11 protein-coding genes are annotated in these 16,004 nt (G+C 42.8%); 4 read left to right on the top strand and 7 right to left on the bottom strand.

The genetic code is table 11. The features are described 5' to 3' along the window. Positions 1-153: 153 nt before the first annotated feature. From CZ367_RS07385 to CZ367_RS07405, 5 genes are all read right to left on the bottom strand, one after another. A complete protein-coding gene (locus CZ367_RS07385; protein ID WP_077196270.1) occupies positions 154-816 on the bottom strand; it encodes an ABC transporter ATP-binding protein in 663 nt (220 codons plus the stop codon). Between the two features lie 54 nt (positions 817-870). Beyond that, a complete protein-coding gene (locus CZ367_RS07390; protein WP_077196271.1) occupies positions 871-3,255 on the bottom strand; it encodes an ABC transporter permease in 2,385 nt (794 codons plus the stop codon). 22 nt (positions 3,256-3,277) lie between these two features. Next, positions 3,278-5,662, bottom strand: coding sequence for an ABC transporter permease (locus CZ367_RS07395; protein WP_077196272.1), 2,385 nt, complete (start codon positions 5,660-5,662; stop codon positions 3,278-3,280). 64 nt (positions 5,663-5,726) lie between these two features. Then, positions 5,727-6,980, bottom strand: coding sequence for an efflux RND transporter periplasmic adaptor subunit (locus tag CZ367_RS07400; protein WP_077196273.1), 1,254 nt, complete (start codon positions 6,978-6,980; stop codon positions 5,727-5,729). Further along, positions 6,965-8,290 carry a TolC family protein gene (locus CZ367_RS07405; RefSeq protein ID WP_077196275.1) on the bottom strand — a complete coding sequence of 442 codons (1,326 nt, stop codon included), beginning with the start codon at positions 8,288-8,290 and terminating at the stop codon, positions 6,965-6,967. Before CZ367_RS07405 ends, CZ367_RS07400 begins: the two co-directional genes overlap by 16 nt. A gap of 386 nt (positions 8,291-8,676) precedes the next feature. Here CZ367_RS07405 and CZ367_RS07410 point away from each other — a divergent pair, with 386 nt between their 5' ends. Continuing rightward, positions 8,677-10,011: a sigma-54-dependent transcriptional regulator gene (locus tag CZ367_RS07410; RefSeq protein WP_077196277.1), complete on the top strand. Its 1,335-nt coding sequence runs from the start codon at positions 8,677-8,679 to the stop codon at positions 10,009-10,011. Between the two features lie 4 nt (positions 10,012-10,015). Then, positions 10,016-11,155, top strand: coding sequence for a sensor histidine kinase (locus tag CZ367_RS07415; RefSeq protein ID WP_077196278.1), 1,140 nt, complete (start codon positions 10,016-10,018; stop codon positions 11,153-11,155). Between the two features lie 258 nt (positions 11,156-11,413). Here the strand turns inward: CZ367_RS07415 and folB are convergent, their stop codons facing one another. Both folB and CZ367_RS07425 read right to left on the bottom strand, forming a co-directional pair. Continuing rightward, a complete protein-coding gene (gene folB, locus CZ367_RS07420; protein ID WP_077196280.1) occupies positions 11,414-11,782 on the bottom strand; it encodes a dihydroneopterin aldolase in 369 nt (122 codons plus the stop codon). A 12-nt stretch (positions 11,783-11,794) separates the two neighbouring features. Next, positions 11,795-14,389, bottom strand: coding sequence for an adenosylcobalamin-dependent ribonucleoside-diphosphate reductase (locus CZ367_RS07425; protein ID WP_077196282.1), 2,595 nt, complete (start codon positions 14,387-14,389; stop codon positions 11,795-11,797). Positions 14,390-14,483: 94 nt separating this feature from the next. Between CZ367_RS07425 and CZ367_RS07430 the strand changes: the two genes are divergently transcribed. Next, positions 14,484-15,221: a nitroreductase family protein gene (locus CZ367_RS07430; RefSeq protein ID WP_077196284.1), complete on the top strand. Its 738-nt coding sequence runs from the start codon at positions 14,484-14,486 to the stop codon at positions 15,219-15,221. A gap of 14 nt (positions 15,222-15,235) precedes the next feature. Next, the gene (locus CZ367_RS07435; RefSeq protein WP_077196286.1) at positions 15,236-15,748 is read left to right on the top strand and encodes a GNAT family N-acetyltransferase; all 513 of its coding nucleotides are present in this window, start codon (positions 15,236-15,238) and stop codon (positions 15,746-15,748) included. Positions 15,749-16,004 lie beyond the last annotated feature (256 nt).

Genomic DNA, 16,004 nt, shown 5'->3' on the forward strand with positions numbered 1-16,004 from the left:
TGTATTGGGTTGTCAAAGTTGAACTTTGACCTTCCCAAAGTTCAACTTTGAGAAGTCTTGACTTGAAACCTCAGATTTATTACATCTATATGCTGTTTTTATACGTTCTTTTTCGCTCTTTTAAATGTTAAATACACATTCTTTAAATGTATATTATTTCACTATCTTTCCGTCAAATATCTTGATGGTGCGATGTGCTATTGCAGCATCGTGTTCGTTGTGGGTTACCATTACGATTGTTGTACCCTCTTGGTTTAATTCGGCAAGCAAGCGCATCACCTCTGCACCATTCTTAGAGTCGAGATTTCCCGTAGGCTCATCGGCAAGAATGAGTTTAGGACCGAAAACCACTGCACGGGCTATTGCCACACGCTGTTGCTGACCACCGCTCAACTGATGAGGGAAATGCTTAGCACGATGGGTAATGTTCATTCGTTGCATCATTTGGCGCACCTTCTCTTTGCGTTCCTTCTTTGGAATATTAAGATAAGTAAGCGGTAGCTCAATGTTTTCTTCCACATTCAACTCGTCAATGAGGTTGAAACTCTGAAACACAAAACCTATTTCGCCTTTTCTTACCTCGGTGCGCTGACGCTCTTTGAGGGCGGAAACTACACGACCTCCCAAGGTATATTTGCCACTTGTAGGATTGTCCAACAGTCCGAGAATGTTGAGTAGGGTAGACTTGCCACAGCCCGAAGGTCCCATTATGGCTACAAATTCGCCCTCTTCTATGTTCATGCTTACGTTGCTCAACGCTATTGTTTCCACCTCTTCGGTGCGAAACGACTTACAAAGATTTTCTACTGTAATCATATTTCTTTTCTTTTTTATTAAGTTTTCAAATGTTTATTGTTGATAGGTACGCTGTTATTCGTCCTTTAGATATTCCATAGGGTTATTGTTTGCCACTCGTCTGCTGTTTACAATCACTACCGAAACGATGAGCAGAAGAATAAGCACCACACAAAGCACGAACCACAAAGGATTGAGCTGAATACGCTCGCTAAACTGTTCTAACCACGTAAGCGATAGCATATAAGCTGCCACTGCACCAATGGTAAGCGAAGGGAGAGCCACCATAGCGATGCTGCGTACAAAGATGCGGAGTATGTCGCTTGTTTCTGCACCGTTCACCTTGCGAATGGCTATCTCTTTGCGACGGCGGTTCACCTCGTCAAGGGTGTAACCTATCAGTCCCAATAGGGCAATGAAGACTATCACAAGACCGCACACCATAATGGCGAAACGGAAGGAATTTTGTGGCTGATATTGCCCTTTTATCAATAGTTGATAGCTCTCTACGCTCACTTGTGCATTGGGTACAAGTTTTTCCATTTGGGTTTGCACCTCGCTAATGTTTTCTGATGTGATGTTGTGGAGCTTCACAATGATGTTGCCCGATGGTTGGCGATTGTAGAAAAGTATTGATGCTCGTTCTTCAGGATTGGTTATTGCTCCCACTTTGATGTTGTCGAACACGCCACAAATGGTGAATTGCTCTTTCATATTGGGGCTGTGTTCTGATATGATGACACTTTTGCCCACTACATTGTTGTCCCATTGGGCTGTTTTCTTCATCTTTTCTATAAATTTCGTGCTTACCATCACCTCTCTTAGGCTGTCGGTCTGTTCGGTAAAGTTGCGCCCTTGCACTATTTTTATCCCCATTTGTTTCAGGTATCCGTCCGATACGTTGTAAAGGTCGCATACGTTAAGCAACTCCCTGCTGTCGCCCTGTTGATAGATGTTGTTGCCGCTTCTCCACGACACAAGGTCGTTTTCGGCTGTGGTAACGCTTGCCACAGAAGGCATTGTGCGCAATGCTTTTACACACTTGTTGTAGTCTTCTGCTTTTGCACCTTTCATTTTTATTACCAATTGGTTGTCAGGATTATAGCCCAAAGGATAGTTTACCATCATTGCGTATTGTTGATGAACGGTGAGCAACATACAGCAAAACATTCCCGAAGCTATAAACTGAATGGCTAAGAGGACAAATTTCCACGAGCGGTGATGTTGAGCATAACTACGAAAGGCAGCCGTAACAGGGGTAGACGAGTAAATGTGCCCTGGTACAAGTCCGCCCACAATGAGCATAAAGGTAAGAATAGCCACTAACACTATCCAACTGCCTTCACTGAACATTAGTTCTTCTATGGGCGCAGCAAGGGTTTCTTCTATGCTGCCCTTGCACGCATAAACGAGGAGAGCTGCCAAGACGATGGAGAGAACCACGTGGAGCAACGACTCTGTAAAGATGAGCGAAACGATGTCGGTGCGTCCTGCACCAAAGCTTTTTCGCATTGCCATCTCACGTGTACGATTTATCATATTGCCAATAACGATGAGCAGATAGTTCATTACAGCAGAGAAAAGCATAATGACGGCAAGGATAGACAATATCCACGTCATTGTTTTTACATTCTCGTTGTCAGTATGGAGTTCTGAAAGCAGGCTCAAGGTATAGTCCATCTTCACTCCTGCCTTTTCCATATCTTTTAGTGGCAAGCGTTCGTTTATCATCTTTGCGATATTGGGGCGCAGCTCTTCGGCTGTGTGTCCTTCCTTTAAACGAATATAGCTGTGGTAGCAGTCGTTGCCCACCCATAGGTTGCTACCGTCAAAACCGCTATAAGATAACGACTTTAACGAGAGCAACACATCGCTATTGCGTGGAGTGGTGTTGCGTGGATAGTCTTTAAACACACCGCCGATAATAAGTGTCGAACCCTCTATTTCGGTTGTTTTTATGCGCTTGCCTACAACGTTTCCACCTAATTTTTTTGCCATTGTTTCGCTCACCATACAATAAAGTGGTTGAGTGAGCACTTCTTTGGCATTGCCGGCAATAATCTTTGTTGGGAAAATATCAAAGAAGCAGCTGTCTGCGATGAGCATACTGCCTGTTACCTGCATATTGTTTTCGGTGCTGAGGGTAGCCTCCGAACTAAGATACACATAACGTGTGGCAGCCTCCACTTGTGGCGAATAGGTCTTGATGCCGTGAGCTATTGCACCGCTGGTTTGGTCGAAATCAACCAATTCTCCGTTCTGTATTATTCGTTCGTTGATGAGATAGGTGCGATTAGCAGCAGGGAAATAGCTGTCGTAGTGCTGTTCAAAGTAGATTTGGGTGAGGAGTACTGATGATACGGCTAATCCCAACGACAAGCAAAGTATCTTAGCAATGTTGTGCTGACCACGTCGGGGCAGATTATTGACTGCGATTTTAAGGTTGCTGAATAGTGTCATAATTGGTATGTACTTATAGTTTTTATTCTTGTTTCAAATGTTTCACAGGGTTTTCGTCGCTTGCTATATAGCTTTGTATGGCAACAGCAGCGTACGAAATAACCAATACAATGATGCCCGCTACGGGTATCCAAATCCCCCACCACGTTGTGCGGTAGCTGTATGCGCTTATCCAACGGTTCATAAAGTACCACGTGAGCGGAATACTCAGTAGGAAGGCAAGCAGAATGTAGTTGAGGAAAGTGCGTATTAGCTTCCAATGCACCTGACTGCCCGTTGAGCCAAAGACTTTGCGAAGTGCTATCTCCTTGTTGCGTTGCTGAATGAAATAGGTAGACATAGCAATAAGTCCGAGGAACGAAATGAGAACGGCTATCACTGCAAAGAGGGTTATGATTTGGAACAAGCGTATCTGTTCGGTATAACCACTGCGAATAATGTCTTTGAAATATATATCTTTTTGCAGGAGATTTTCACGGAATACCTTTTTATAAAGTGCAGTCACAGCCTCTTGAGCAGCTTGTTCATCGCCTTTCACCTTAATTAATATGCTACGGCACAAATAGTTTTTCACCTCCTTCGGTTGAATATAAATAACAATAGGTCCTGATTCTAAGAAATCATCGTTGGCACTTGCCTTGAACGGCTTTACAATTCCACCTATCTTTTCTTTCATTTCAGGACTTTCATCACCATAGATTGCTATCTCACGGGCTGTTTCAGGGGTATTAAAAGCTGAGAAGACATTGCGTGTAATGTAAAGTTTTAAGTCATTATTCAGTTGATAGTCTTTCTCAACCTTGAGTCCTAAAATCTTGATAAAGTTATCGTCACCACGGAAAAATTGATAACCTACCGTCTTGCCCTTTACACGTGGCGAGTTGTTGCTGCCTCCTTGCATTGGTGCACAGGTACAAAGCGATACCATTTCTACACACGATAGCTTTTTCAATTCATCACGGAAACGTATCAAAGGGGTAACATCAGCGTCGGCAAAGCCTAAGGGCGACTCTAACTGCATAATGTGTTCGGTGTTGTAACCCAATGGTGCGTTGAGCAAATGCTTGATTTGGTGGTGAATAATCAATGAAGAGGCGATAAGCACAATTGTACAAATGCTTTGTATTACGATGAATACTTTGCTCATTCGCATTTTGGTAATGTGACGAAAAGTGCCACGTACTACCTCGATAGGTTGGGTGCGTGAAAGCAATATTGCTGGAATAATGCCCGATAAGAGGCTAATGGTGAGCAATGCTAACAGCACGTATGCGGCATTAGAGAGGGTAAGCGCTTCGGATAAAACCAACTTTGTGTTGATCAATTCTTCGATGTAAGGCACACAGAAGATGCCTAATACTACTGCCACAAGCAAAGAAACAAAGCAAAGAATAAAGCTCTCTGTTATCAGTCGGAGTACGATGTCGCTCCTTGAACAACCAAAAAGACGGTGTGTAGCCATTTCCCTTGCACGGTTATTGGCTTGAGCTACGGTGAGATTGACGTAATTGATAATGGCAAAAAGCAGAATAACCAATGCCACAAAGCCAAAGAGCTGTACCATTCCGATGTTGCCACGGCGGCTTCTACCTTTGCTTTGAGAGAGATAAACACTCTTCATTGGAACGATACGGAAGTGCATTCCAAAATCTTTGAGGAAAGGTGCAGCCTTAAATATTACTTGTTCCATTAGCTTACTCTTTTGTGTAAAGTCGCCTGATCCTTCCTTTGTTTGGATAATAATTTCACTTCCGCCCAATGAATTTGTGTAATCGGGGTCGCTTATACCGAGCTTTTCGCTCATAGGGATGGTGCAGATAATGTCTGCCGATGGAACAATGGTGTTTCCCATTGTGGCAAATGTGCCTGCAACGACTACGGAAAGCGTATCGTTGATGGATATTCGCTGTCCCATAGGATTGGCGTTTCCAAAGCGACGGCGTGCAAATTGTTCTGAAATCACTGCATTTTCGGGCGACTTTAGTACGGTTTCTTTGTTGCCTAAAGTGAGCTGATAGTCGAATACTTGATAAAGTGTGCTGTCTGCAAAGAGAATGTCTACATATTCAGACGTACCATTCTTGCTCTTAATGGTATAATCTCTTTCGTGTGCAAAACCAGTGGTAAGCTCTATTTCGGGGAAGTTTTTCTTTAAATAGTTGCCCATTTGAACGCTGTTCCCTGTAAATCGTTCCTCCTGTCCTGCTACTCCCATTCGGTTTTCGATGAGGTATAAGCGGTCGAGAGTTGCAAGGTTGCTATCTACGGAGTACTCCTGTTTCACGTATATCATCATCAAAAGCACAAACATCAATGAAAGACTAAGTCCGAAAACATTGATAACTGTGTAGGCTTTGTTCCTTGAAAGGAAGGTAAAATAGGATTTTAAATGTATGAGATATTTCATATATTGAGGTTGTTTTATTATTTTTTTAATTTTAATGCTCCATTATTTTGACTTCAAAGTTTTGCTATCTTAATTTCAATACTTCGTAGTTTTTAAAGGCTTCATATCCACTTGTGATAACCGTTTCGCCTGCTTCAAGCCCTTCTAATACCTCGTAGTACTGTTCGTTCTGTCGACCTATGCGAATGTTACGACGATAAGCCCGTTGCCCGTCTTTGTCTAACACGAATATCCAACTGCCTCCTGTAACACTATAAAATGTGCCTTTAGGAATAAGAATAGCCTTTTTAGATTGTCCTAATGTGAGGTCTACGTAATAAGTTTGTCCTGTTCTGATGTTCTTGGGACGTGCTCCTTCAAAAGTAAATTCTATCTTAAAACGACTATCCTTTACCTCTGGGAACACTTTACGTACACGGAGGCGATAAGTAGTTCCGTTTTGTTGGAATGTGGCGGTAAGTCCTACACGCACACGGTCGATATAATGCTCGTCCACCTTTGCTTCTATCTTATAATCGCTTAGGTCGTTGATAACGCCAATCTTCTGTCCGGGGGAGATGCTCTGTCCTAATTCAACATCTAATTGACCCACTTCACCATCTATTTGTGAACGCACAAGCAAACGTTCTTTTCGTTGTCGAACCATCTCCACATTGCGTACCATTGACGAAAGGTTATCGTTCATCTGCTCAACCTGTGCTTTACGCAGTTGTGCGTTCTTTCCTAATCGTTGACGGATAAGTTTATTCTTCTTCATGGCTAACTCATAGTCTTCTTTAGCTTTCAAGTAATCCTCTCGACTTATCAAGTCTTCTGCCTTCAAAGCCTTCTGATGACTGTATGCACGTGCCTTTGCTTGCTCCTCCATAGCCAACTGTACAGCTTCATTTTGATTGTTCAGCTGGTCTTGTTCCATAGATATTTGCGTGTTGCGCAACATATTTTGTTTCTCTGCAAGTTCGCTTTCGGCATTGAGAATTTCAAGATTGAGGTTGCTGTTGGTGAGTTTAACGATTACATCACCTTTCCTTACGTGTGCGCCCTCTTCAGCTATGCGCTCCAAAATAACACCCCCTTCTTCGGGAGAGATTTGTACTACCTGTATTGGAACTACACAACCATCAAGGCTAACATAGTCGTCGAACTGTGCAGAACGCACCTCTCCCATATTCAGCTTTCGTTTTTCTATCGTCATAGATGAAGCCATATTGTTTAAAGCGAGCCAAATAATAGCCCCAACAAGTAATATTCCACCTGCAATCCATAGCCAATACTTGCGTGGAATGATGTATTTAGGTTGTTTTATTTCGATGTCCATAGTGCGTCTCCTTTATAATAGTTTAATATTCGTTGCTTTATCATTGCCAACATTTGCAGCTTTAAGAGATGAATACGACTTGTCAATAGTTTCTGACCTGATGTTTGGAGGTCGAAAGTAGAAAGCATTCCCTCCTCATATTTGCGGAAAGAGAGATGATAAGCCACAGAGTCGGCAGCCACCTTACGATTCATTTGCGCTATTTCTTGTATGCAATTATCGTAGTCGATAAGTGCTTGCGCAATGTTGGCTTCAACCTTTTGGCGTGTTTCTTCCAATGCGAGTTGCGCTAAGTGCCAATTGGTTTCGGCTTTGCGTATGTTGTTCTTTATTGAAGGATTGAAAATAGGAATCGAAAGCGACACTGCCACGTATTCACCCATATTGTTTGAAAGCTGTTTGAAGAAGCCAGAGCCTTGATAACCTCCTTGGTTGAAACTCTTGAAATAGTTGGTAGAGATACCAACTGACAACGTTAAGCGAGGCAAACGTGAAGTACGCTGAATAAGATAATCATATCGTGCATTCTCAACTTCAAATTCTGCATTACGAACCTTAGGAGAAGCGGTGCTAAAACGATTGTAGAGGCTGCCTAAGGTTGGTTTTTCGTCAGATAACAATACTGTACACGTGTCCAAAACCAATGTGTCGGAAAGCGGATAATTCATCTCTGTTTTCAAAGCAAGCAATGTTGTGCGAGCCTCGTTTTGTTGATGAAGAAGTGCAAATTCATCTTCAGCCACCTGACTTTCCATTTGTACCACATCGGGGCGAGCCTTTTCGCCTAACTCGTAAAGTCGTTGAGTTTTGTAGAGCAGTGCCTTGCTGTCCGAAAGTTTTCGTTCAGCAAGGTTTACGCTCTTCCTGTTGTATATGGCTTCTACAAACTTATTCATTATCACGATGGCTTTTTCTTCGGCAAGTTTTGCCAATAAGGTTTCATTATTGGAACGGATAAGACGTGCCTGACGAAGGCTGTTAAGCAATCTGCCACCATCAAAGAGGGTCAACTCTGCCCCAATGTTATAATAATTATTAAAGGTGGTAATGGTATTATAGGTGTTTGTTTCAGGATTGATATTGCGTCCCCAACTGTACTGCCCCGACATTTGCGCTGCAATCGTAGGCAAAAAGGCTTGCTTAGCTGCTCGTTCGTCGGCTGTATGTTGAATGTTCTCAATGCGTTGACGGTGTAAAGGCGTGGAGTGCTGCACCGAATACGCTATGCAGCGGTCTATTGTCCACGCCTCTTGTGCCACTGCTGATGGGCAACAAAGCGAGAGAAATAATATGTATTTTAGTCTTTTCATATACTAAATGATATGCCAAAACCGTTCCAAAAAACACATTTGCTTGATTATCAGATGATTAAGAAGAAAGCATAAACGGATAGTTGTCTAATAATTAGACACCATTGACAAGATATTAGACAATAACCAAGGCTTTTAAGGGTTGTTTTTGGAAGGGGGAATGTCGGACGAGTCGGACGAGTCGGACAGGTCTGACGAGAATGATTGATACAACTTTTAATTATGGTAGATAGGTCAACCGTGCCTGATAGCCTCAACTTTTAAATTATGTCGGACAAGTCTGACACGTCCGACCTGTCTGACTTGTCCGACAAAACCAAAAACTTGTCTAATTATTAGACAATCATTTGAGGATTATCACAAAAAAGAATATCTTTGCAACTACAATGAAACAAGGAACAATTCTTATAGTAGACGACAACAGAAACATACTTACGACAGTGAAAATGCTACTCGAAGGTGTGTTTGAAAACATTGTTGCCATCGCTAATCCCGAAAACATACCCGCACGACTAAGAGAGTTGCACCCCGATGTGGTATTGTTGGATATGAATTTCCGCAGCGGTATCAACACAGGAAACGAAGGTTTATACTGGTTGCGTGAGATAAAGAAAAATCGTCCACAAACAGAGGTGGTGCTATTCACTGCATACGCCGATATAGAACTGGCTGTAACAGGAATAAAAGAAGGAGCTGCCGACTTTGTAGTAAAGCCTTTTGAGAATGAAAAGCTATTAGACACACTCGTAAAAGCCTACGATAAAGCCCACAAAGGCAGCACCGCAAAGCGTGATAACCATCAAGAGGGAGCTATGTTTTGGGGACAGTCGGAGGCGATGAACAACCTGCGTTATATGGTGGAAAAGGTATCACAAACCGATGCTAACATACTGATAACAGGCGAAAACGGCACAGGAAAAGAGGTTTTAGCAAACGAAATACACCGTCTTTCGGCTCGTCACGGCAAGCAAATGATGCCCATAGATATGGGAGCAATTACAGAAACACTGTTCGAAAGCGAACTATTTGGTTATGTGAAAGGGGCTTTTACCGATGCCAAAGCTGATAAAGCAGGCAAATTTGAGGTAGCTGAAGGCAGCACACTCTTTCTTGATGAGATAGGAAATCTTAGTTTTGTGTTGCAAGCCAAGCTCTTAACAGCCCTTCAGCGTAGAAGTATTGTACGTGTAGGAGGAACGAAGCAAATCCCAATAGACGTCCGCTTAATCTGTGCCACCAACTGCGACTTGCAAAAGATGGTAGATGAGGGTACATTCAGAGAAGATTTGCTCTACCGCATCAACACTATTCATTTGCATTTACCTCCCTTACGTGAGCGAAAAGGCGATGTGGCAGCCTTAGCCCTTCAGTTCTTAAAGCGTTATGCAGCAATGTATAACAAGCCCGAATTGAGTTTTACCCCCTCAGCTATCAGCAAGATAGAGGCTTTGCCTTGGTATGGCAACATCAGAGAATTGCAACACGCTGTGGAAAAGGCTGTTATACTTAGCAGTGGAGCGCAAGTAGATGCTGTCGATATTGACGGAACAAGCGAAAAGAAGGAAAAGCCTATGGACGAGGTGCAGACTTTAGACGAGATGGAGCGTAGACTGATAGAGAAGACCATTCACGAGTGTGAAGGCAACTTGTCGCAAGTGGCGTTCCGATTGGGCATTTCACGCCAGACTCTGTACAACAAACTAAAACGTTACGGACTATAAAACAATGTTTGAAGGTGAATTTTTCTTAGGTGGTTTGCTCATCATCGGGGCAGTGGCATACGTGCGTTTATGGCTTAAAAATAGGAAGAACGTGCGCAAAGTGGAGTTCTTGTTCAATGCTTTAGATAGTGGCGACTATGCTTTTTATTTCTCTGACAAAAATACAAGCGGAAGCGAACACCGCCTAAATGCTTCGCTCAATCGTGTGAAAGAAATCCTGCAACATGCCCGAGATGAACAAATAGAACGTGAAAAATACTTTGAGCTGATTTTGAACTCGGTGGACACGGGCATTTTGGTGGTTGAAGAAGAGCGAGGAATTGTGTTGAGGAGCAATAAGGCAGCGTGTGAGCTGTTGGGAATGGACGTTATCTCGCACCTTAACCGCATAAAAGACAAGCTAACAGACTTTTCGTGCCGTCAGACACATACCGAACTGAAAAGTAAAAGGGTGTGCATAATAGGTTTTAGCGATATTAAAAACGAATTGGCAAACCAAGAAACAGACAGTTGGGTGAAGCTCATAAGGGTGCTTACACACGAGATAATGAATACCGTAACGCCAATTATTTCGTTGAGCGACACCCTCTTGAAGCAGTCGAAAGGCGACAAACGAGAAGGATTGTGCGTTATCAACCAGACAAGCAAAGAACTTTTACAATTCATAGAGAACTATCGGAAGTTTACACACGTGCCTATGCCCAAACCCGAACTTTTCTATGTGCGTCCTTTCTTGGAGCGTATGATAAATTTGGCGCATCCTTTTGTTAGCACAAGTGCTACTATCCGCCTGCAAGTAATGCCCACCGACCTTTTGGTATATGCCGATGAAGGGCTGATAAGTCGTGTGGTGAGCAACGTATTGAAGAACGCTGGCGAGGCAATTGCTCAAAATGGGAACATTGAGATTAAGGCTTATAGTAACGAACAAGAACAAGTGGTGATAGACATTACCAACGATGGCGCACTGATAAGCGATGAGGAGGCTGCACACATCTTTATTCCTTTCTTTACAACCAAGAAAGAAGGCAGTGGAATAGGGCTATCTATTTCGCGTCAGATAATGCATGTAAGCAACGGAACACTGATGCTACATACCGATAAAACACAACAGCTAACCACTTTTCGAATAGCATTTGAATAGCAAGATAATATTTTTGAGAGCTGACAAATAGAACAATCGGCATTTTGACGATAAGAGTCAAAATGCCGATTGTAATCTTTTGATAATAAGACGGTTACATCTTCGTTTTTAAAACATATATGTTTTACCACCCAAAACATATATGTTTTACCCTGTCAAAGTTGAACTTTGGGAACGCCAAACATATATGTTTTGCTTTTCAAAGATTGATGTATTGAAGCTGTATGGTGGGAAGAGGAAAAACAGAACAATATTTGCTTAGCAATCAACGTGTATTTCTACACCTGCTCCGTAGCAATCTGCACCCATTGGCGGATTTAGTTTAGTGAGCTTCAGGTCGATGGCTTCGATGTCGGGGAAGGCTTTCTTTAATGCCAAAACGATGTTTTGTGCAGCGTGTTCCAATAGTTTTACGGGCTGTTGCATTACGCTTTTCACCACCTCGAAGACTTCGGCATAGTTGAGTGTATCAGCTACTTCGTCGGTCTGCATAGCTTTCTTGATAGGGTATTTTAAGCGTAGGTCGACAACATAATCGTTGCCTACCCGCCGCTCAATGTCGCCTACACCTATAAAAGCGTGAAACTTTACACCTTTTATATATATATAGGTAGATTGTATTTCCATTTCTTTAAAGTATTATCCGCAACGTGATGCGCCACAATTGGTACAAATAAGGCAACCCTCTTGATAAACCAATGTTTCTTGTCCACATACAGGGCAAGTCTGTCCCGATGCTTGCGTGCCATCAGTTACGTATTTTTTCAAAGCTCGCTCCACACCTATTTTCCACGTGTTGATGCTTTCGTTCTTTAGCTGCAATGAGCTTACAAGATGGATAACGTGGTTGATAGGCATACGATAGCGCAATACGCCCGAAATAAGTTTGGCATAATTCCAATACTCAGGATTAAACTTCTCAGACAATCCTTCAACGGTGGTTTTGTAGCCACGCTTGTTTTCAAATTGGAAGTCGTAACGATGTGTGCCGTCAAGATTGGTCTGCTTGATAATTTTACCTTTGGTTACGCTCTTCGGCAATACAATGCCCTCGTCATCATCTTGAAGACCTGTAAATATTTCGTAAGGATAACCATTGAGCAAACCTACAAAGGCTACCCACTTTTCTTTATTGTTTTGGAAGCGTACCACATCGCAATCCAACACCTGTGGGCGAACTTCTACCACTTCAGGAGGTTGACAGATGTGGGTATGTTTCTCTTCTGCCGAAACAAGATCTTTGTCTTTCTGTTCGCTTGCTTCGGCATCTTTTTTGTCTTTCTTCGATACCGAAATCATTACGCCTGAACGTGAACCGTCGCGATAGATGGTGCAACCCTTACATCCCGACCGCCAAGCCTCGACATATAGTTTGTTGACCAATGCCTCGTCTACGTTGTTGGGAAGATTGACAGTTACGGAAATAGAGTGGTCTACCCATTTTTGAATAGCTCCCTGCATACGTACCTTCATCAGCCAATCTACATCGTTGGCAGTGGCTTTATAGTAAGGCGACTGCTTAACGAGAGTATCTATCTCGTCTTGGGTATATTTCTTGGTGGTATCAATTCCGTTGATGGTCATCCATTCTAAGAACTTTTTGTGATAAACAATAAATTCTTCAAACGAATCGCCTACCTCGTCTACATAGTCGACACGCACATCGGCATCGTTAGGGTTCACCTTGCGGCGACGTGTATATACAGGCATAAATACGGGTTCGATGCCCGAAGTGGTCTGCGTCATCAAGGAGGTAGTACCCGTAGGTGCAATAGTGAGACAGGCAATATTGCGGCGGCCGTAGGCTACCATATCTGTATAAAGCTGTGCATCAGCCTCTTTGAGGCGCAACATAAATGGGTTTCGCTCCTCACGTTTCGCATCGTATATTTCAAATGCACCACGTTCTTTAGCCATTGTTACAGATGAGCGGTATGCACTCACAGCCAATGTCTTATGTACCTCTACGGCAAAGTCTGTTGCCTCTTCGGTTCCGTAGCGTAACCCCATAGCGGCAAGCATATCGCCTTCGGCAGTGATGCCCACACCTGTGCGACGTCCTTTTCCGCTCTTTTCCTTTATCTTTTCCCAAAGGTGATATTCGGCTGCCTTCACTTCCTCGTTTTGAGGGTCAGCCTTTATTTTTGCCATAATAAGGTCTATCTTTTCCATCTCAAGGTCGACAATATCGTCCATTAAGCGTTGTGCCAAGGCAGCGTGTTGCTTGAACAACTCAAAATTGAAGGTGGCTTGTGGGGTGAAAGGATTTTCAACGTAGGCAAACAAATTGATAGACAATAGGCGACAACTGTCGTACGGACACAAAGGAATTTCGCCACAAGGATTGGTTGAAACCGTTTGGAAACCTAAGTCAGCATAGCAGTCTGGGAGGCTCTCACGTATGATGGTATCCCAGAACAATACCCCCGGTTCGGCACTCTTCCAAGCGTTGTGCACAATCTTTTCCCAAAGTTTCTTTGCCGAGACTTCCTTTTTCACCTCTGGTTGAGGCGCATCTAAAGGAAATTGTTGGGTGAAAGGCTGGTCGGAGATGGCAGCTTGCATAAAGCTGTCGGTGATTTTTACAGACACGTTTGCGCCTGTAACCTTGCCTTCTTCCATCTTTGCATTGATAAAAGCTTCGGCATCAGGGTGCTGAATATTGACCGAAAGCATCAGTGCGCCACGGCGTCCGTCTTGTGCTACTTCGCGTGTGCTATTGGAATAACGTTCCATAAAAGGCACTAAACCTGTGGAAGTAAGGGCAGAATTGTTGACAGGAGTTCCCTTAGGGCGAATGTGGCTAAGGTCGTGACCTACTCCGCCACGGCGTTTCATCAGTTGCACCTGCTCTTCATCAATGCGCATAATGGCACCGTATGAGTCGGCATCGCCTTCAAGACCTATCACAAAGCAGTTGGAGAGTGAGGCTATTTGGTGATTATTGCCTATGCCTGTCATCGGACTACCTGCAGGAATGATGTAGCGGAAGTGGTCTAAGAGGTTGAAAATTTCCTGCGCACTCACCGGATTTTGGTATTTCTGCTCTATACGAGCTACCTCGTTGGCAATGCGCCAGTGCATATCAGTAGGCGTAAGTTCATAAATATTGCCAAAGCTATCCTTCATTGCGTACTTGTTGACCCATACTTTTGCTGCCAACTCGTCGCCATTAAAATAAGCTAAAGATGCCTGAAAAGCCTCTTCAAATGAATATGTTTTGTTGGTTTCCATTAATCTAAAAAATGTTTTTTATGTGTGCGAAGTTACGCAATGTTTTCTAAAATAGAAAACTTTTGAATAACTTTGTAGCCTAAAATTATCTAAAATGGAAATGATAAAAAACAGACGAACAATAAGAAAGTATGCTAAGAAAGAAGTAGGAGAAGCTTTGTTGAAGACTTTATTGACCGATGCTATGCGCACCCCGACTATGGGTAATCTGCAGCTTTATTCGGTGGTTGTAACCCGTGAAGATGAGGCTAAGGCAAGGCTCGCACCTGCTCATTTCAATCAACCGATGGTAACAGGGGCTTCGGTAGTGCTAACTTTTTGTGCCGATTTTCGTCGTACAAGTATTTGGGCGGAGAACAGAAAGGCTGTGCCAGGTTATGATAACTTTCTTTCGTTCTTAAATGCTGCGTCCGATGCGTTGCTCTATTGTCAGACGTTCACTAATCTTGCTGAGGCAGAAGGATTGGGAACTTGCTATTTGGGAACAACGATTTACAATCCTCAAGCCATTATTGATACCTTGAAACTTCCAAAACTTGTGATGCCAATAGCCACACTTACTGTGGGATACCCTGACGAAATGCCTGCACAGTGTGAACGTTTGCCCATAGAAAGCATTATTCACGAGGAAGTGTATACCGACTATACGCCAGAAAGCATTGACCGTTTTTACACCGAAAAAGAAAATACGGAGGAGAATAAGAACTTCGTATATATAAATAAGGTGGAAACCTTGGCACAAATCTTTACAGATATTCGTTATAAAAAGAGTGATAACGAAGCATTGTCAGTCAACTTTATGGACGCATTAAAGCAGCAAGGATTTCTATAAGAAGGGTGTTTGCGATGGAAATAATAAGAATTGGTGTTGAAAGCATTGACACTCTGCGAGCACTAAGCATAGAAACGTTTAAAGATACCTTCGGCGCGGAAAACTCAGAGGTCGATATGGAGAAGTATGTAAACGAAAATCTATCAAGAGAGGTGTTGACAGCAGAGATAGAAAACACAGACTCGTACTTCTTTATGGGTGTAATTGACGGAACGCCAGTGGGTTATTTGAAATTAAACAAGGGTGATGCGCAAACCGAAAAACAAGGAGCGGAGAGCATAGAAATAGAACGTATCTATGTGCGTAAACCTTGGATAGGGAAAGGAATAGGCGGACTTTTGATAGATTATGCCGTCAACTTTGCGGTTCAAAACCACTTCCCACGGTTATGGTTGGGTGTATGGGAGCGAAATGAAAGGGCAATAAAATTCTATGAAAAGAAGGGCTTTAATAGTTTTGCCGACCATATTTTCACCCTTGGAAATGATGCACAGAGAGATGTGTTGATGGAATTGAAACTGAAATAAATAGAGCTTTTCAGAACAGAAATGCCTATTCTTAAACCCAAATCGGTCGTTAGACTTCTTCGAGATTTGCGAGCTTATTTTGAGCTATTTTGGTTGTTTTTGAAGACGTTTAGCGAGCTAAACAACTGAAAAAACAAACGAAAAGAGCCAAAATAAGGTGCAAAGACGAAGAAAAGCATAACATCTAAACGCTTTAAAAAGCCTTTGCGGGCTAATGACCGATTTGGGTTAAAAACCAAAAATCGCACAAGTTTGC

The organism is Prevotella ihumii (assembly GCF_900155655.1).
GTDB classification, from domain to species: Bacteria; Bacteroidota; Bacteroidia; order Bacteroidales; family Bacteroidaceae; genus Prevotella; species Prevotella ihumii.